This is a genomic window from Thalassobacter sp., from assembly GCF_982993085.1.
The window spans coordinates 1-18,417 of sequence record NZ_CEZFMW010000016.1 but is presented as its reverse complement, the minus strand read 5'-3'; the positions used below and the strand labels follow the sequence as shown (position 1 = coordinate 18,417).

Sequence of the window (18,417 nt, the reverse complement as noted above, 5' to 3'; positions counted from 1 at the left end):
TCAGAGCAGCGCGCGCGCCTGACAAAAAGGGACTAGGACGACGGAGGGCGGCGGTCGAAGGGGCCATAACGCCCTTCCCAGATGGCACGCATGATCAGGCCCGCACCAAAACCTGCCCCCGCCAAGGCGCCGCCCAAATGGGTCTGCCACGCCATGCCCAACTGCTGATCAAGGCTCAACAACACGCCCAGTGCCACCAAGCCCACCAACACCGCAGTCCGCTTGGGGCGGATCGACAGAATATGGCCCTTTTGCACCAAAAACATCTCATACAAGCCCCATACGGCGGCCAATCCCGCCACCGCCCCCGAAGCACCGGTCATCAAGCTACCAGGTGGGGCAAGCCACAGAAAACTCAGCGCCCCCCCCAAGGCCCCGCCCACAAAGACCAAAACGAAATCAGTGACATACATCCACGGCATCAAATACCACAGCAGATACAGCGTCAGCAGATTGCCCAGCATATGGACCGGCCCGATGTGCAGCAGAACATGGCTAAAGAACATCACCCACGGCTGGGCGTCATAAAGCGGGGGCGTGCCTGTCAGATAGCTCGAATTGAAGGCCAATGTGGCAAAGCAAAAGATCCGCAGGTTTTCATAGCCAAAGTCATGCGCCAGCGAGAGCAGCACCTCAGCCCCCGCGATCAACACCAACAGGGTCAAAATCGCGGCAGGCGGACGTTTGAGGCGGTGCTTGCGGCGCTGTGTTTGGGGGGCCGCGGACGCAGGCTTGGTCGAAGGGGTTTTCATAGCCCCAGTGTGAGCCGCGCGCGCAGAAGTGTCTAGGCGCACAGATGACGACCCGTGTCCGAGGGCCTTATTCCGGCACGAACCGGGGCGTGCGTTTGAGCGCGAGTTCCATCAACCGCTGCATCCGCGCCTCGGCATCGGCCTCGGTCTCATCGGGCAGGATCGGGGTGACAAACCGGATCAACGCCCCATCCGTGCGGTTGATGGTCAGACTGTCCCAAACTACCGAAAACTTGGCCAAGTAATCGTTGGTCATCCGTTTGCCGCGTTGCTCAAACCAGTAATAGACTAACTGCTGGGCGGTGCCCTTTTGGATCACGGCGCGGTTGACCTCAAAATCACCGTACACCGTGTTCGGGAAGCTGACGGTATGAGGATCAAGGCTGAAAATCTCCCAGCCACCTGCGGGCAGGCAAACCTCAGGCGAATGGATCCCGCCCCCTTCGGTTTGTTTGTCATAATAGGCCGAAAAGAGGTTCACCGGCGCCACTTCCTCGCGGGAGCGGAAGGTGGCTGCGATGTAATCGGTGGCCGCAAGGACCTCCTCAATTTCGGGCTCAAGGCTTTGGAGCGTACCGGTCCAACTGCCAAGTTCGCGCGGAAAGCTGGAAAAGGGATCCCGGCTCATGGGCTCAAAATCACGCTGTGGGGTCAGCACCATCGCCAGACCCACCACCACGCACACACCTGCCGCAATCGCCAAACCGCGCGTGGCCACCAAATCCAGCACCCGGCGGGCTTGGGGGACCATGCCGTCAAAATCCAGATCGATTGTCTCGGACAGGGGCTTGGGGTCGCGTGTCAGGCGTTGCAGGCCAATCGCCATCAAAAACAGGATTGCGATGCAGCTGCCAAAGATTACCCAGCCTTCAAAAAAGTGCAAAAATCCTTCGGCATGGGAAATCCCGTATTGGTTCACCATCACCCCGATGACCCCGATCCGGAAGGAATTCATCAACACCGTCAGGGGGGCAGCGGCCAAAAACAGCACCGCCTTGTGCCAAAACGGCCCCTTATAAAGGATGCCAAACAGGTATGAGAACGACAGGATCGGGAACAGATACCGCAGGCCCGAACAGGCCTCGGCCACGTGCAGCTTATAGATGCCCAGATCAATGATGTTGCCTTCTAAAAAGACGGGAATGTCCATCATCCGGATGAACATCACCCCTACTTCCGAGGAAACGAACTGCAACGAAATCGTCAGCTGCCAAAACACAAACTGCGGCAGAGGCAGCATAAAGATCAGGTGCAAAACAGGCAGTTGGTGTTTCTTACCCCGGTCCCAGCCCATCACGGTCAGCACCACACCCGCGGTCCAGATGATGAACCCATAGGTGACAATATCAGGGATACGCACCAGATTGCCCAAGATCGCGATCACGATCCCAAAGCAGATCACCGCCACGCCGGGCCCCGTGCGGCGGCGTTCCATTGGATCAGGGGCAGGGGCTTGGCGTAATTCGCGCAGATACAGATACAATGAGATCAGCGGGATCAACGGCCCGTGGCTGTATTCTGGCGTCACCCAGGCCTGTCCCAATGAGACAAACCCAAGCCAAAACACCGGGATCGTCGCGACGCAAATCAATATGAACCAGACGGTGCCCATCGACAGGCCGCTGAACCCAGTACGGGGCGCGTGGGAAATGCTCATAATGACTAACCTTTGGAAAAAACCAGGGATCTAATTTAATATAACTTAACGAAGTCGCGCGATTCTCTCTAGCCTGCCAAGCGGCTGTGCCCCCCGTAAACACTGTGTTTCCGCCGCAATGGCGCAAACGTGATGGCACTTTGCAGGGCTATTTTCCCCGCTATAGCCTTTGGGCGACAAAAACCGCCGCCCAAGGCACGGTCCCCACCCTAGGGGCGGAAGGCAAAGGCCCGCGAAATAGACAGCGATACCCGGGTACTGTCGGCACGGTCCGACCCGTCTTGATCCTCAATCCGGTGGGTGGCTTCGGCCGCAAGGCTCCAGTCACTGGTCAGGGCATAGCTGACGCCCGCACTTAGGCTTGCGGTCAGGGTGCCAACACCGGTTTGGGTTGTTTCACTGTCGCGCACCGCCAGATCAACTGTGCCTGTCAGTCGGTCGCTCAACAATTGCTCAAGACCGACGGTGACATTGGTGCGGCGTGTTTCCGCATCGCGGCTGTCTTGGGTGATGCCATGCTCCAACCCAAAGCTCAGGGCACTTGCGGGGCCTGCAACCGTCCATTCAACCGAGCCCGTGACACCGGTGCCATCAAACGCGCTTTCCTCAATACCGATCTGCGCATCAAGCTCACCCGTGGGCAAATCATAGCTGCGCCCGACCAGAAGCTGGGTCCGGGTGCCATCGGCCGTATCCGTGGTCTGCGCCGATAGGTTTACGTTGCCATCTGGGCGCGCAAACACAAGCGAAACGCCAACGATATCTGTGTCAGAGGTATCCGCCGACCCCACTTCGTCCAACCGCGAAGTCGAGCCGCGTACCGTCAGGGTGGTGGCCCGGTTCAGATCAAACCGCAGCGAAAGCGAGGCGCTGTCGCGGGTGCTGTCCACAAGGCCCGGGTCGGTTGTATCGACATATTCCGTCTCGACCCGGCGAAGGGTGGCCGTGGCCCCAACGGGTCCATCAACGCCCCACTCATAGGACAGCCCGCCGCCGTATTGTTGCCGGGTCCCGGTGTCGGGGCGGCTGATCAAGGTCGGGTTGCCAAATTGGTCCTGTCCGACCTCAAACGCCAGATCGTCCACATCCGTTTCGCCAAAAAACACATCCGTCGAGATCGTCGAACGCGCCGCATCTTGGCTGTAGGACAGGGCAAGACGCGGGTCTTTGAAACCATTGGGCTCCACGTCGCCGTATTCCAACGCGCCCGAGCCTGAGAACGTCAGGCTAGAGGTGCGGGTCGTCGTGCTGAGGTCAAAGCCCAGATCGGTGCGCGCGAAACTTTCGGTGGGCGCATCGGGACGTTCCAGCCCAGGGTTGGTTTCACTGACCAGACCCTGAGAAATGGTAAAGTTCCAAAGCAACCCACCTGTGCTTGCGTCTTGGGCGGCCACTGGAAACCCAATGGCGCAGCTTACGGCGGCTCCGGTCCACAGCATGATCCACGGGGCACGGCCCATCGTGTTTGCGGCGCGTGTCGGTGTCGTCTGCATTATGTCTTGAGCCCCCTGCCCAGTTTAGTACCCAGTTTTAGTTTACCCAGTTGTCACTCAAACAATCGACGTTGTGGCACCACCAAAACGTCGCCGTCGCGCAACCGCATCATGCCGTCTTGGCTGATGCCGGCCTCGATATCATTATAATTCAGCGGGAATGTATCACCGCCCCGGCGCAGTTGTAGCCGTTTAGTCGCGGCAAAACGTGTGAAACCGCCCGTTTCTGCCAAAAGCTGCAACACGATGGTGTTGGGATCAACCTCACGCTTGCCCGGGCTGTTCACTTCGCCCAGCACAAAGATGTCGATGGTCCGCCCCGACGATCCGGGCACCCGGGCGCGCTGCGCCTCTAGGGCCACGAAAACCGTGGGCACAGTGGCAAAGTTGGGAGACAATTGGCTGGCCAAATCCGCCTGAACGGCCGCGATGGTGCGCCCCGCCGCCTGTACGCCGCCCACCAGTGGCACCGAGATTTGCCCATCAGGGGCGATCAGCAACAGCCGGTTCAGGCTTTGATCTTCAAGCACTTCAAGGCGCAGGGTATCGCCCGCGCGCAATTGATAAGCCTGCTGGGCCTGAGCGCCCGAGGTAACCGCGATGCTGGCCCACAAGCCAACCAAAACTGCTGTGAATGTCCGCATCAACCGCGCCATAATATGTCCTCCTTTGATCTGCCGCGCAGCACCGCCTGTGGCGGGGGCGGCAGGTCGTTAACTGCCTTTACGTAATATCGAAAGTATGCGCTGAAAAATTGCATGATCATAGACCCCTACGCCTTTGAAGATCGCCTTGATGGGGTCACCGGCGTCAACCGTGGCATCTAGGTCACGCTTGACGCAGATTGGCCTTGTTTTGAGGGCATTTCCCCCGCGCATGCGCCTACTGGCTGTCAGAAGCCAGCGTGATCAGCCGCTCTTGGGCGATGGCCAGTTGCGGCAGGGCACGGTCACCCGCCAACTCTTGCATACGCTTAAACTGAGCAATCGCCTCGGCGGTGCGGCCCAGATCCGCATACACCATCGCCAAATGGAACTGCGCAACCGGGTCGTCGGGCAGGCCCGCGGCCCCGGCCTGCAAATAGGGCAGGGCATCTTCTAGGTTGCCGCGCCGATATTCGATCCAGCCGTAGGTGTCTTGAAACGCCGGCACAGGCTGTGACCGCAGACGACGCGCAATGGCATAGGCCCGCTCAAGGCTGGCCTCATCCGTGCGGTGCACGCTAAGCATGCTGGCCAGATTGTTGGCCGCGATGACGTCGTTGGAATTGCCCGCATAGATTTGCTCATAAATCGCGATGGCATCCTCAAAGCGGTTCTCAGCCTCAAACCGGCTGGCTTGGATCCACAGCAATTGGCGCGGATAGGGGACATTTTTGATCCCGTCCTCTAGCACGGTGATCGCCGCATCAACTTTGCCCTGCACCATCAAAACACCATACAACAGACGCACGGGCAGTTCGGCCTGTGGCTCATCGGCGATGATGGCCTGCAAAGCCGCCTCAGAGGCGGGGTAATTGCCGTCCAATGCATCCAGATTGGCCAACAGTAGACGCAGGGTGCTGCTGTCGGGATTGTCGCGCAGCGCAATGGTCAGCGTTTGGCGGCTATCCTCTAACTGGCCCGCTTGGATTTGGGTCACCGCAAGGGCGACAATCGTGCGGATGTCGTCACTGGCTGCCGCGGCTTGGTCTGCCAACAGGTCGATGCCCTCTTGGAACCGGTTGCGCGCCAACAGCATCGTGGCCTCCAGCTGCTTGGCCACGTTGATAAACCGCTCCTGCTCAGTGCTTTTGAGAAGCGATGTGATTTCCTGCACCCCGCCCCAGTCTTCTTGACTGATCAACACGCGGGACAATTCCACCAACAACAGCGGGATGTCCCCATTGGTGCGGCGGGCATCGCGCAGGACGGTTTCGGCCACGCCCACACGGTCCTGGCTCATCAAGAACCGGGCATACCGCAGGGCTTCCTCTACGCCCGTGTCAGAGGCGACAACGGCCTGCGCCAATTGCTCACCGGCCAAATCGGGGCTGCCGTCCCGCTCAAAGGCGGCGGCAAGCAGGGTCATGATGGCCGGATCACGGGGCGCCTGACTTTGGGCGGTGCGCAGGGCCAAGATCGCCTCGCCGGGGCGGTCACTGTCGATCAGCCAACTGGCGCGCAGCTTCAAGGCCTCCACGTGGGAACTGTCTTCGGTCAGCACCGCGTTGACGATGGCTTCGGCGGCGGCACGATCCTCGGCCGACAGCAACATCTGCGCCTTTGCGATTGAGATATCGCGGGTTTGGTCCGAGGGCTCTGCCGTGGCCAAAATAGCATCCAATGCGGCCAAGGCGTCATCGGCTTTGCCGTCCTCAAAATCCATGCCCGCCAAGAAGGCGCCATAGAAATCCGCAACAGGCGTGCCCTCATTGGCGGCGCGCAGAGCCTGCAATTCAGCGCGGGCGGCATCGCGGCCGCCGATGCGCATCACAAGGCTAACGACCTCCATGTGGGGGGCGGTGTCACCGGTCAACGCACCGGCCTCAGCTCGCAAAAACGCCTCTGCGCCCGCGAAATCTTCCTTGGCAAAGTACCAACGGATCAGGTCCTGCTTGAGATCATCGTTGTCGGGATACAGCTCGACCATAGCTTTCAGCTGGGTGCCCAAATCCTCATTCAACCCTTGGGCCGCGAACAATTGCAGCTTCATGCGGTTGAACTGAAAACTCTCGGGCGAAAGCTCTAGGGCCTTTTCCACGTGAGGGAAAACGTCGGCATAGCGCTCGGCTTCCAACAGGTGGTTCATCGCCACACGGCGCAACAACAGGTTGTCGGGCTGGGCGGTGATCTCGGCGATGGCGGCCTCGGCCACGGCGACACGGTCGGCCTCGATCCGGGCCTCGATTGCGTCGCGGTAAGCAAGGGCCAGCTCGATGGCGCGGCTTCGGGGCAGCTCGGGGGACAGTTCTATTGCCGCCCGACCATGACGTTCGGCACCATCCCAATCACCCTGATCCACAGACATCTCTGCCAGTTGCAGGCGCACATTCACCATATCTGGATACTGCTCTACGAGGCGTAGATATTGGCTATAGGCTTCGGCAATTTCACCGCGCGCAAGCTGGGTGTCGGCGTACAACAGCCGCGCTTCTTGGTGGAACCCATCGTTTTGAAACACATTGCGCAGTTCGACCAAGGCGCGCTCGATCTCTCCCTCATCCATCAGATCTAGAGCAGAGGCGTAATATTCCGCCGCCCGTTCCTCGGGGCTTTTGCAGGCCCCAAGCGCCAGCGTGGCAAGAAGAAGGAGAGTGAATTTAGACAGGCGTGGCATGAACAACCCTTTTGGCGGGAAACGGAGGATATCCGCATTTCAGGCACTGAAACGTGGATTATGAAAGGCAATGGTGAGAATAAAACATGTCTGAACCCATTAACAAAACCGGGTAGGATATCTGTACATATAGGAGAGGACGGGACCAAACGGGAGGGCAAACAAAACGGGCCGAAGCGGACCCCGACCCGTGGCACCCGCCCGGGGGCCCTTGGATATGCGCCTGAGCGTAGCCGACGTCCGTACCCGTTTACTGTCCGGTCGCCTTGATCACGACGGAGAATGTGGCGCCGATCAGCTTGATGTCAGTCCAAAGGCTCATGTCACGAAAGTAGATCGAGTCAAAACTAGCCCGGCCCTGAAAGGAGCAATTGTTGCGCGCCGAAACCTGCCAAATGCCAGTGATACCAGGGCGCATGTCGTAATAATGCGTGCCGGGGTACATGCCGCGCTGCTCAGGCAGCATTGGGCGCGGGCCCACAAGGCTCATGTCGCCCTTCAGCACGTTCCACAGTTGGGGCAGTTCATCAAACGAGGTTTTGCGCAGCACACGCCCAAAGGCCGTGATCCGGGGGTCATATTTCAATTTTTGGGTGGTTTCCCACTCCGTCCGCGCCTCTGGATTGCTCTCAAGATAGGTCTCAAGAGCGGCTTCGGCGTTCTCTACCATCGTGCGCAACTTCCAGATGCTATAAAGTTTGCCGTTCCGGCCCACCCGATCCTGAAGATAGAAAGGCTTGCCACCGCGCGCCCAAATAACAGCCGCCAGCCCTAAAACCATCGGCAAGACAAACGGCGCAGAGCCCACAACAAGTAGGATATCCAGTATACGTTTAATATAATTTTGGTAGAGAGAATGGCGCCAAGTAGGTTGAAAAATATCAACAATTGTCGCGTGTGAGCTAAATTGCTCGGCTGGGTTTTTCGACAAAATGGTCAAAACTCTATAACTTTCTATGTTTCTCACATCCGAAAATTGCGGCTGAGTATGTACAGGTCTGTTCGAGCTTTCTGTCTCTAAAGATACACGAGGCAGATCAAAATAAGTTCTTAATATACTAAAAGGCTACACTTAGGAGATAAGCAAAGCAATCTTGTTGTTTGCCTTAAAAATTGCACAGAGCCGTGATCTGTCCTTAAAAACAGGCAAAAATAGGAAATTGACCGTCTTTGCGGCAGTGCAGAAACCTGTCACAACTATGCAAGAGCAGTGCATGGCCGCATACCATTGATGCGAATCAGGCCGGGCAGAGACGCTAATGTGATGCGGCCTTAGTCGCCTTATGAGACCTGTGACCGGTCTCTGCATCGCAAGCGCGCATGAGACGTGGCTTGGCAGTATTTTCGCCAAGTCATTAGAAAAAATTTGTTGGGGATACGCGGCATCGCGATATGGGCAGTAGTTTAGACATTTACACGCAGCACTTTGGTCTGAGCGAACGCCCGTTTTCGCTCGTGCCTGACCCTGACTTTATCTATTGGTCGCCGTCGCACAAACGCGCCTATTCAGTGCTGGAATATGGCCTGCTGACCGGGGCGCCGATTACGGTGATCACTGGCGAAATTGGCGCCGGAAAAACCACAATCCTGCACCATATGCTCAAGACCATCGACAGCGATGTGACCGTGGGGCTGGTGTCCAATGCCCACGGCGACCGGGGTGAATTGCTGCGTTGGGTTTTGCTGGCGCTCGACCAGACCGCGCGCCCAGATGAGACCTATGTCGACCTGTTCGGGCGGTTTCAGGATTTTCTGATCGCTGAATATTCTGTCGGTCGCCGGGTCGTGCTGATCTTTGATGAGGCCCAGAACCTGACCCGCGAAAGCCTCGAAGAGCTGCGCATGTTTACCAATATCAACGCCAACAAGGATGAACTGTTGCAGCTGGTTTTGGTGGGCCAGCCCGAGCTGCGCGATATTATCCGCGGCCCCGGTTTGCGCCAATTTGCCCAGCGGGTTTCGGCCACGTTTCACCTTGGCAAAATGGACAAAACCACTGTGCGTGCCTATATTCGTCACCGGCTTTCGGTGGCAGGTGGCGCACAAAATCTGTTCAGTGCGGGGGCCGCAGACAAAATTTTCGAAGCCTCGCGCGGGGTGCCTCGGTTGGTGAACCAGCTTTGCGATTTCGCAATGGTGTATGCCTATTCCAGTGGCAACAAAAAGATATCGACCCACACCGTGCAACAAGTCCTCAACGATGGGGTCTGTTTTGCCGAAGGCTTGGTCGATGAAGAAGAATAAGGCCTGCCACAAAACGGGCCAAAACCTTTGGCATTATGTTTGCAAATATAGACGCAGATGTAGTGATGAAAAATTGATTTATTATAGGACCTTGGGAGTGACAGGCGACATGACTGAGACGGCCAGGGGGCTCTGACACATGGATATTAGTTTTTATTTCAAACTCTTTTTAAGACGGCTTCACTATTTCCTCATCATGGTGGTTTTGTGCTCGGCGGCGGGCATTTACCTCGCACGGGCTCTGCCCACCGTGTTTGAGGCCGACGCCCGCCTTTTGGTCGAGAACGAACAAATCCCCGGGGATCTTGCGGCCTCGACCGTGCAGATCAACGCCAATGAACAGCTTCAGATTATTCGCCAACGAATTTTGACGCGCGACATCCTGATCGACATGGCCAACCGGCTCGATATCTATGCCGATGCCCGCCGCGCCGGTGATGCCCCCCTCAACGCAGAGGAAATTGTTGCCGATCTGCGCAATCGTATTCGCATTGATATTCCACGCGCCAACCGCCGCGGCGAAAGTGGGGCTACAATCGTCAGCATCGGCTTCCAAGGCCCCTCTGGGCGCATCGCCGCCGAAGTCACCAACGAAATGGTGAACCTTGTGCTGGCCGAAGACGTCACCATGCGGACCCGGACCGCGCGCCAAACGCTCGAATTCTTTGAGCAGCAGGTAGAACAGCTCGACCGTGAACTGTCCGAGGCCGCAAGCGAGGTTTTGACCTTTCAAGAAGCCAACATCGCCGCTTTGCCCGACAGTCTTGAGTTCCGCCGCGGCCAACAGGTCGCCGCCCAAGAACGTCTGGTGCTGATTGAACGCCAGCTTGCCGAAATCCGCGACCGCGAGGCCCGCATCCGTCAGATCATTGCCAACAATGGCTCGATCGGGGATTTGGGCGTGGACCTGCGCGCGAATGAAACCCCCGAGGCCGCCCGCCTGCGCGCGCTCAAGGAACAGCGCGACTCGTTGCTGACGGTTCTGTCGCCCGAAAATCCGCGCATGCGCCTGCTGGATCAACAGATCACCCCCCTCGAAGAAGTGGTCGCCGCCCAACAACAGGTCGCCAGCGAAGCCGGTGCAAATGGCACCACCGAAATTCTGTCTCCGATTGAAATGCAGCTGCTCGATATGGAAGGGCAGTTGGCCTTTTACGAAGACCAGCGCGTTCTCATCCAAGATGAGATCGCAGCCCTGACCCGGTCCATCGCGCAGACCCCCGCCAATGCTGTTGTTCTGGCCGCCCTTGAACGCAACCGCGCCTCCATTGAGCGGCGCTATGAAACGGCGGTCGTCAATCTGGCCAAGGCCGAAACCGGGGACACCATCGAAGGCCTGTCCAAAGGGCAAAAGATCACCATCATTGAACCCGCCATCGCACCGCGCACCCCCAGCAGCCCCAACCGCCCCCTCATTGCCGCCGCAGGCGTCGGGGCGGGGATTTTCTTGGGCGTGGCCATTGTGGTCTTGCTGGAATTTTTCCGCGCGGGCATCCGGCGCCCCGTGGACCTGACCAAGGGGCTCGGTATCACCCCCTTTGCCACCCTGCCTTATATGCTGTCGCGCAAAGAAGTCGTGCGCCGCCGCCTATTTGTTTGGGGCGGGTTTGTGGGGGTTCTGGCCGCAGTCGCCCTAAGCGTCTGGCTTGTGGACCGTTATTATATGCCGATCGACCGGATCGCTGAACTTATTCAACAGCGCCTGCGCTGATCTCCAAACGAAAGGAGCCCCGCGCATACGCCGGGGAATATCCGATGGAAAAAATACAAAAAGCTCTCGCAAAGGCCAGAGACAGCCGCAACACACCCGCCCCCGCCCCCCTGCGCAGTGCGGCCGCCCCTCAGCTCAGTTCTGCGCCCTCAAGCGCAGAGCGTGTCAGCGCAGCCTGGCGCGATCTGCGCCCCTTTGAGGTAGAACCAGAGGCCCTGTTGGCGCACCGGATCATGACGCTGGAACAAAATCGTGGGGCCACGGCCTTTGACGTGATGCGCACCAAGATCACACAAACCATGCGCGCCAATGGATGGCGGCGGTTGGCAATCACCTCACCCACACCCGCATGTGGCAAAAGCACGATTTCGCTCAATCTTGCCTTCAGCTTTGCCCGCCAACCCGACCAACGCCTGATCTTGGCAGAGATGGACCTGCGCCGCCCCGATCTGGGTGTGCCCCTGCGCCACCGCCCCGAGAGAGGCTCGGATGCGGTCCTGCGCGGTGATGTCTCCTTTGCCGAACAAGCGATCTGCCATGGTGGCAACCTTGCCGTATCGCTGGCACGCAACCCCGTGCGCGAAGCCTCTGAGCTGTTGCAGCGCGCGGTCGTGGGCCACACCCTGACCGAGATTGAGGCCACCTATGACCCCGATCTGATGATCTTTGACATGCCCCCCATGCTGGCCAATGACGACATGATGGCCTTTTCCAGCAATGTGGATTGCGTGCTCATCATCGCGGGTGCCGAAAGCACGACGGTCAAACAGATCGACCTATGTGAACGGGATTTGGCGAGCCAGACCAACGTTATGGGTGTCGTGCTCAACAAGTGCCGCTTTGTTGAGACTGAGCAAAGCTACTATAACTATAGTGACTAGGTGGTGTGAAACACCACATCACCTGCGCCATCGATCACCGCCGCCGTCAGCCGCCCCGTGCGCCACGCACCGGTATCCACCGCGATACGCCCCGGCTCTAACACGGGGGCTTTGACGATCTTGTGGCCATGGGCCACCCACAGCCCATCCCGCCGCGGCGTGTCATAAAACCGAAGGTCACCCCACAGAAATTCGCGGGCCCCTTGCAACGCGGGGCTATGGCGGGGGTCTGCTCCTGCATGGGTCACCCACAGCGCGCCTTCGGTCCAGAAGAGCGGCCTGTCAGCCAGCCAGCCATGCAACTCAGGGCCCATCGCCTCCGCGAGGTCCTGCGCCAGCGTTGTCAGCCTTTGGCGCGCATCCCCTTCGGATCGATCCATCCGGTCGGACGACAGCCCAAAGCTCAGCAGTGTCTCGGCCCCACCGTATTGCAACCACCGCAGCCCTATTCCGCTGGGATCATCGATGAAATCCAACAGCATCCGGTCATGATTGCCCATCAAACACGTCAGGCTTGCAAAGGGGCCGGGGTGCGTTTCCAACCCGTGCAGACGGCGCAACACCGCCGCACTGTCCGGGCCACGGTCCACCATATCGCCCACACAGATCACCCGCATCTGGCCCGCCTCCGGCAGAGCAGCCAATGTGTTCAGCAAAGCGTCCAACAGATCATCGCGCCCATGCACATCGCCGATCACCGCAAGCGGGGCCTCAAGGCGGGGGCGCGAAACATCCGCCCCACCACTGCCACCGCCGGGCACCGGTTTTGCGCGCCTGCGCCAGATCATTGTGGGATATGTCTATGGATCATACATCTGCATACCCGCCCCGGCGTGCCCCCTCAACCGCCCACACAAAATCCCGTGGCCGGGCAAAAAGGTACCAAGATGGTGAAATCAGGCGACCCAGATCCCAAGGTCTTCGTCCTCATTATAGGGCGTGTCCGACAGGCTGGGGTCCTGCAAATGGGCATCCGCCTCTGAGAGCGTGGTCGTAACAGGCACCACGCTTTCCAATGAGCCCCAATCATCCACGCCCTCATCGTCTAGCTCTGCAACCTGCCGACCCACGGTGCGCATATTGGCAAAGGCGCTTTGCATCACCTGCTGGGCCGTTTGCGCGGCAGTTCCATAATCTGCGTCATGACCGGGAAAGGGGCCATAATCCATGAAATCTGCGGGGTCATAGTATTCTTCTTCCTCTGGCTCTGGCGCTTTGGCGACAGGGACCGGAGTAGGCGCCGGAGTAGGAGCGGGCGCAGGCGTCTCGGTGCCCGGGAACGCGCCGTAATCTATAAAATCAGCCGGATCGTAGTATTCCTCTTCCTCTGGCTCTGGCGCTTCGGCGACAGGCGGGGCGGGAACAGGGGCCGGAGTAGGAGCAGGCGTAGGCGCAGGTGGGGCCACAACCGGCGCTTCTACGACGGGTTCTTCTGCCACAGGTTCTTCAACAACCGGCGGCTCAACCACGGGTTCCTCGACAATCGGCTCCTCGATCACAGGTGCCTGCACAACAGGCGGCGTAGGGGCAGGGGCGGGGGGCTCCGCGGCCACAGGCTCCTCGACCGCGGGTGTTTCTGTCCCCGGAAAGGCGCCGTAATCCACGAAATCAGCCGGATCGTAGTATTCCTCCTCAACGGGCTCTTCTACGATTGGCGCCTCAAACGCAGGCTCCTCTGGGATCACGACGGGTGGGTTGGCGGGTGCCTCGACCTGACCATACAACGACGATACAGGGCTCGTGACCTTGAGGTTGTCCATCACCCCAAGCGCGCTGGTACCAAAGGGATTGCCGAACTGTAGCGCGCGGCCCTCTCCGCCAATGGTGCCTGTGGCCGAGGTTTCGGCCACAACCTGACCATCCACCGACAACGACAGCGCCCCGGCGGGACCATCGAAATTCACGCCAATCGTACTCCAGGTGCCGACATCCAATAGGCCCGGCTCGGTTTGCAAACGGTAGCTGCCCGCACTCGTGTCCAGATCAAACCGCAGGCCGCCATCAGGCGTGACCCGCATGTAGGTGGCACCAACCATCCGAAACAGACCGCCGATTTCCTCAACACTATCGGGGCGGAAATCCACCTCGAGCGAGAACGTATCGAGGTAGTGAATATGGGAATTATCGCGATCAATCTCAAAGATCGTATCGTCATCAATCCGAAATCCGGTCCCACTTTTGCCCGCGACCCACGCGGTGCCATTGGGGTCCTCAATGTTGACCGATCCGTCCCATACCGACTGATCGGCGCCCTGATTGCGGAAGTCCGTCTCAAACACGTCGTTGGTGCCCACGATCACAACACGCTCGACACTGTCGACGCGGCCATCTGACGTTTGAACCCGCAAGGTGACGTCATGCTCACCGGGGGTGTCAAAACTGTGGGTGACCTCAAGGCCTTCTTTCACGGTGCCATCGTCAAAGAACCATTTGAAGGTCGCGGAATTGGGGTTCACCAACGCGCCATCAATGGTCGTAAATTCCGCTGACAGCTCAATCCCGGCGCGGTTGCCAAAGGCCGCGGCTTGGTTCAGCACGGCGTGCACAGGCTCGGGGCTGGCGGTCCAAACGCTGTAGGTTGAGCCATAGGCCCCATTCAGCGGGCTATCGGGCTGAAATTGCAGATCCTGCCATTCCATATCCCCCCCCGAGGACAGGCCGATCACATGATCATAGGCATAGTTCGGCGCGGTGGGGTCGTCGTATTCAAGGATGAAATTGCTGCCCACGATATCCACGCCGTTGACGCTGATCTCACTGCCGACGTTGTTGTCGGTGGTCAGGTTGATCGCCTCGCGCGCGATGATCTTGGGCGGGGTTGAAATCGGGTCAGAGCCCACGTCATGGACCAGAAAGGACGCCTCATTCCACAGTAGGGTATTGTCGTAAATGTCCACGTTAGAGACATGTTTTAGCCCAATCCCGTTGGCTTGGCCGTTGTGGATCAGGTTGTCAAAAATCCGGATGTCGTCGTTATAGACACCGGCCAGATCGTGGCCCGGCTTATTGAACACCTCGTTTTGGATCAGGATCGACTGGGTCGCCCGCCCACTAGAGGCATCAAGGATGTTACTGGAAATTTCGATATCAAAGTTGGGGCGGTTCTCGATCCCGCCGGTCCAGATTTGGATCATATCGGTGTGGCCCCCCTCATTGGTAGAGCCCAGAAAATCGTGCATGTAGTTTTCCGTGATCACCACATGCTGCAACCCCCCGCCGCGAATGCCATCCCCTTGCAGATTGACCATCTCATTGTGGGAAAACTCAGCGTTAGTGACACCGGATATGCCAATCGCATGGAAGTAATTGGAAAACGTATTCCCCGAGAGCATCACATCCGACACATCCCGCAAGGCAATCGCGTTTTCGCCGCGCACCGCATCCGGATCTTCGGCCCATACGCCCGAAGCATTGGACTGGAAGTCGACATTGGTGATTTCGATATGATCGCTTTCGGTGATCTGCATATCGGGCAGGTGATCACCGCGCGTGTCGCCGTAGCCGCCCACATCGCCACTATCCACCCGCAGGGTATCAAAGGTGATATGCGAGGACCGTAGCATTAACGTTTGCTCCAGCACCGCGGGTTGATCGGTATTCAGGGACGTCACAAGGATCGGCGCCTCGGGTCCACCCAAATCAACAGAGCGCATACTATAGGGCGCACCGCCCCCTTCCAATAAAACCGTGCCCCCTCCGGAATTTGACAATGAAATCAGTGCGGCGTTTAATTCGTTCGTGTTGGATACAACAATTAAAGCGTTCCCATGTTGTGGGTAATCCGTGTAGGACGTCATGAAGCTGTTCTCACCTTAAGCATTTTGAGCAGCCGCAAATAGTTACGGCAATAAAGGGCGCAGAAACTCGGAACAAAGTCATGATTGTTAACAACACGTTACCAATCCCAAAACTCTGTGAAGATTCTAAGGCGTGATAACAGCAAATCTTGGCACATTTTATGCCCGGCTCTAGCGACAGCGAATGGCCGCTCAAATGATAAAACGTCTGGCAATATCCCGCTGACGACAGTGTATTTCGAAAGGTTGAGATGTTCAGAAAACTTCTCGTTCTGATCTCGGGCAATGCTCTTGGTTCGGTGCTCGTGTTTTTGCGCAATATCGTGTTGGCGCGGATGATCGGAGTTGAGGATTTTGGCATCGCGGCCACCTTTGCGATGGCCACGGCCGTGATCGAAATGGCCGCCCAACTGGGACTAAACCAGCTTATTGTGCAGGCCGACGATGGCGACGACCCGGACCTGCAAAAGGGCCTACAGGGGTTTCAACTGGTGCGCGGGCTGATCCTTGCGGGTGTGATGGTGGCCTGCGCCCAATTGATCGCGGATTTCATGCGCATCGGGCATGTGGCTTGGGCGTTTCAGGTGCTGGCACTAAGCCGGGTGTTCGTGGCGCTTTTGCATTTTGATATGTACCGCATGCAGCGAAAAATGCGGTATTTTCCCCTCATGCTGGTGAACAATCTTGGCCCGGGGCTATCGCTTTTCGCGCTGTGGCCCCTGTCGTGGTTCTATGATGATTACCGCGTGGCGCTTTACGCGATCCTGACCCAAGAATTCCTGCGCCTTGTGTTCAGCCATCTGGTGGCTGAGCGCCCCTACCGTGTGGCGTTCAACCGGGCGGTGATTGCCAAATGCCTCAGCTTTGGCTGGCCGCTTATGCTCAACGGCGCGATCCTGTTCATGGTTTTCCACGGCGAAAAACTGGTGGTGGGTCGCGAGTTGGGCATTGAGGTGCTGGCGCTTTATGCGCTGGCCGTCACGCTGACGATGGTGCCGATGATGATCCTTGTGCGCACGATCGAGCCGTTCTTTTTGCCCCAACAGGCCGCGGCCAAATCCGACCCTGTGCGGTTCGCGACCCTGACCTATGTGGGGATTGAGGCCAATATGTTCGGCGGATTGGTCGTGATCGCGACCACCCTTTTGCTGAGCGTCTGGCTCGTTGTCCCGATCTTTGGGCCCGATTTTGCGGGCATCACGCTGTTTTTGCCGTGGCTCGCGATGGTTGAGGCCTTGCGCTCCACCAAGGGCGGGGTGGCCATGGCCTCGATGGCGCAGGCCCGCACCCAAAACGCGCTAATCGCCAACATGTGCCGGATCATTGCGCTCAGCATTTCGTGGTGGTTGGTCGTGAATATGGATCACGGGGTCTACACCATCATCGGCGGCGCGTTGGTGGGGGAATTTGTCGGCGTCTTGGTGTCTTTGGTGATGCTGCGCAGTCAGGTCGGGATTTCCCTGCGCCCGCTCATTGGGTCCTATGCCTGCAACGGAGCACTGCTGCTGGCGCTCATTTCGCATTTCATCTCGGTGCAGGTGCTGGCGCAGCCCGTGATTGATCCGATGATCAGCACGGGGATTTGCGCCGCCCTGTTCGTGGTGGCCATGGCCTCCCTGCGGGAGTTTTGGCGCCACATGGCCGCGCGTCAGGCCACGGCCTATCAATAATGCCCTAGCGTTTGGGCACCCAACTCCAATCGTACCAATCTTGGGCGGCGGTGGATGCCACGGCCCCCACCTGCGTGCCCGCCAACGCCCCATCCGCACGGGGGCGCGCCATCTCAATCGCTTCATAGGGGGTGGTGGGATACAGCGTTTCGGACCCTGCGGGCCAGGTGAACCGCGCCCGCATGGACCGCCCCCCATCGTCGTGGCGCAACTGATCGTCGTTGTTTTGCCAGCCCGGGCGCTCGCGTTGCTTGCCCACTTGTGAGCTGATGTTATCGCGTACTTCTATGCGGTTGCCATCAATGATGATGTTGGTCCCACGCGTGTGGCCGTTAAACCCATCGGCTTCGGTATTGGGGCGACCGTCCCCATTGGGATCCCCATGAAAGGGCTGCAAAAAGCTATTGTTGGCCACCAAAATGCGGTCGTTATCCTCATCCGACAGCCGCACCCCGTGACCCGATGTCAGCCAAAAGACATTGTTGCGGATGATCATGTTCTTATAGCCATCCGCGCCCCGGATTTTGTTGCTAAAGAACCCCTGCGGCCCGGATTTCATCGCGCGCATATGCCAGACCGGCTCATTCTTGCCCCGACAGATTAGCAGCCAGGCCTCTCCCTCGGCGCGGATGTCATAAGAGGTCAGCGCACGCCCATATAGCATCAACCGATCCCCGGGCGCGGCCTGCAACACGACAGGCCCTGTCCCACCAAACCCTGCCGCTTTTTGGATGCCCAGCTTCAATTGCTCAGTCCCGCAATTGGCCGATGGCAGGGTCACGGTGCCCGGCCCGATCAGGCGATGCATATTCTCAAAATCCCGCGCCAACAGCTTTGGGGCCGGATAGGGCGCGGCCAGCCGAAACCCCGTAGGCCGCGCCGGTTGCACCATGC

12 protein-coding genes and 1 pseudogene are annotated in these 18,417 nt (G+C 58.5%); 4 read left to right on the top strand and 9 right to left on the bottom strand.

The genetic code is table 11. The features are described 5' to 3' along the window. Nucleotides 1-32 precede the first annotated feature (32 nt). The 6 genes from AC4GMC_RS04435 to AC4GMC_RS04410 form a co-directional block, all read right to left on the bottom strand. Complete coding sequence (locus AC4GMC_RS04435; protein ID WP_487875815.1) at nucleotides 33-752, bottom strand: rhomboid family intramembrane serine protease; 720 nt, start codon at nucleotides 750-752, stop codon at nucleotides 33-35. A gap of 67 nt (nucleotides 753-819) precedes the next feature. Further along, nucleotides 820-2,409 (bottom strand): VPLPA-CTERM-specific exosortase XrtD, encoded by a 1,590-nt coding sequence (gene xrtD, locus AC4GMC_RS04430; RefSeq protein ID WP_487875814.1) that lies wholly within the window; start codon nucleotides 2,407-2,409, stop codon nucleotides 820-822. A gap of 209 nt (nucleotides 2,410-2,618) precedes the next feature. Then, nucleotides 2,619-3,902 carry a porin family protein gene (locus AC4GMC_RS04425; RefSeq protein WP_487875813.1) on the bottom strand — a complete coding sequence of 428 codons (1,284 nt, stop codon included), beginning with the start codon at nucleotides 3,900-3,902 and terminating at the stop codon, nucleotides 2,619-2,621. Nucleotides 3,903-3,955: 53 nt separating this feature from the next. Beyond that, nucleotides 3,956-4,558: a polysaccharide biosynthesis/export family protein gene (locus tag AC4GMC_RS04420; protein ID WP_487875812.1), complete on the bottom strand. Its 603-nt coding sequence runs from the start codon at nucleotides 4,556-4,558 to the stop codon at nucleotides 3,956-3,958. A gap of 226 nt (nucleotides 4,559-4,784) precedes the next feature. Continuing rightward, entirely contained in the window at nucleotides 4,785-7,220 is a 2,436-nt protein-coding gene (locus AC4GMC_RS04415; protein ID WP_487875811.1) for a tetratricopeptide repeat protein, read from the bottom strand. A gap of 250 nt (nucleotides 7,221-7,470) precedes the next feature. Then, the gene (locus AC4GMC_RS04410) at nucleotides 7,471-8,187 is read right to left on the bottom strand and encodes a sugar transferase (RefSeq protein ID WP_487875810.1); all 717 of its coding nucleotides are present in this window, start codon (nucleotides 8,185-8,187) and stop codon (nucleotides 7,471-7,473) included. 425 nt (nucleotides 8,188-8,612) lie between these two features. Between AC4GMC_RS04410 and AC4GMC_RS04405 the strand changes: the two genes are divergently transcribed. From AC4GMC_RS04405 to AC4GMC_RS04395, 3 genes are all read left to right on the top strand, one after another. Next, nucleotides 8,613-9,464, top strand: a complete 852-nt coding sequence (locus AC4GMC_RS04405) for an ExeA family protein (protein WP_487875809.1) — start codon at nucleotides 8,613-8,615, stop codon at nucleotides 9,462-9,464. Between the two features lie 139 nt (nucleotides 9,465-9,603). Beyond that, nucleotides 9,604-11,175, top strand: coding sequence for a GumC family protein (locus tag AC4GMC_RS04400; protein ID WP_487875808.1), 1,572 nt, complete (start codon nucleotides 9,604-9,606; stop codon nucleotides 11,173-11,175). A gap of 44 nt (nucleotides 11,176-11,219) precedes the next feature. Continuing rightward, complete coding sequence (locus AC4GMC_RS04395) at nucleotides 11,220-12,056, top strand: CpsD/CapB family tyrosine-protein kinase (RefSeq protein WP_487875807.1); 837 nt, start codon at nucleotides 11,220-11,222, stop codon at nucleotides 12,054-12,056. Here AC4GMC_RS04395 and AC4GMC_RS04390 read toward each other — a convergent pair. Together AC4GMC_RS04390 and AC4GMC_RS04385 are read right to left on the bottom strand one after the other, a co-directional pair. Next, nucleotides 12,053-12,844, bottom strand: coding sequence for a metallophosphoesterase (locus AC4GMC_RS04390; protein ID WP_487875806.1), 792 nt, complete (start codon nucleotides 12,842-12,844; stop codon nucleotides 12,053-12,055). The two genes, AC4GMC_RS04395 and AC4GMC_RS04390, sit on opposite strands and share 4 nt — an antisense overlap. Nucleotides 12,845-12,952: 108 nt before the next feature. Further along, nucleotides 12,953-15,709 carry a PKD domain-containing protein gene (locus AC4GMC_RS04385; RefSeq protein WP_487875805.1) on the bottom strand — a complete coding sequence of 919 codons (2,757 nt, stop codon included), beginning with the start codon at nucleotides 15,707-15,709 and terminating at the stop codon, nucleotides 12,953-12,955. Between the two features lie 395 nt (nucleotides 15,710-16,104). On the opposite strand from AC4GMC_RS04385, the gene AC4GMC_RS04380 reads away from it, so the two are divergent. Continuing rightward, nucleotides 16,105-17,523 carry an oligosaccharide flippase family protein gene (locus tag AC4GMC_RS04380; protein ID WP_487875804.1) on the top strand — a complete coding sequence of 473 codons (1,419 nt, stop codon included), beginning with the start codon at nucleotides 16,105-16,107 and terminating at the stop codon, nucleotides 17,521-17,523. A 4-nt stretch (nucleotides 17,524-17,527) separates the two neighbouring features. Here the strand turns inward: AC4GMC_RS04380 and AC4GMC_RS04375 are convergent. Further along, nucleotides 17,528-18,417, bottom strand: a pseudogene (locus tag AC4GMC_RS04375) (hypothetical protein); the annotation flags it as partial.

What these genes read in the sequence shown, in the direction of transcription:
- AC4GMC_RS04435 (WP_487875815.1), bottom strand. Translation starts at nt 752, where the DNA reads ATGAAAACCCCTTCGACCAAGCCTGCGTCCGCGGCCCCCCAAACACAG.
- xrtD (WP_487875814.1), bottom strand. Translation starts at nt 2,409, where the DNA reads ATGAGCATTTCCCACGCGCCCCGTACTGGGTTCAGCGGCCTGTCGATG.
- AC4GMC_RS04425 (WP_487875813.1), bottom strand. Translation starts at nt 3,902, where the DNA reads ATGCAGACGACACCGACACGCGCCGCAAACACGATGGGCCGTGCCCCG.
- AC4GMC_RS04420 (WP_487875812.1), bottom strand. Translation starts at nt 4,558, where the DNA reads ATGGCGCGGTTGATGCGGACATTCACAGCAGTTTTGGTTGGCTTGTGG.
- AC4GMC_RS04415 (WP_487875811.1), bottom strand. Translation starts at nt 7,220, where the DNA reads ATGCCACGCCTGTCTAAATTCACTCTCCTTCTTCTTGCCACGCTGGCG.
- AC4GMC_RS04405 (WP_487875809.1), top strand. Translation starts at nt 8,613, where the DNA reads ATGGGCAGTAGTTTAGACATTTACACGCAGCACTTTGGTCTGAGCGAA.
- AC4GMC_RS04400 (WP_487875808.1), top strand. Translation starts at nt 9,604, where the DNA reads ATGGATATTAGTTTTTATTTCAAACTCTTTTTAAGACGGCTTCACTAT.
- AC4GMC_RS04395 (WP_487875807.1), top strand. Translation starts at nt 11,220, where the DNA reads ATGGAAAAAATACAAAAAGCTCTCGCAAAGGCCAGAGACAGCCGCAAC.
- AC4GMC_RS04390 (WP_487875806.1), bottom strand. Translation starts at nt 12,844, where the DNA reads ATGATCTGGCGCAGGCGCGCAAAACCGGTGCCCGGCGGTGGCAGTGGT.
- AC4GMC_RS04385 (WP_487875805.1), bottom strand. Translation starts at nt 15,709, where the DNA reads ATGCGCTCTGTTGATTTGGGTGGACCCGAGGCGCCGATCCTTGTGACG.
- AC4GMC_RS04380 (WP_487875804.1), top strand. Translation starts at nt 16,105, where the DNA reads ATGTTCAGAAAACTTCTCGTTCTGATCTCGGGCAATGCTCTTGGTTCG.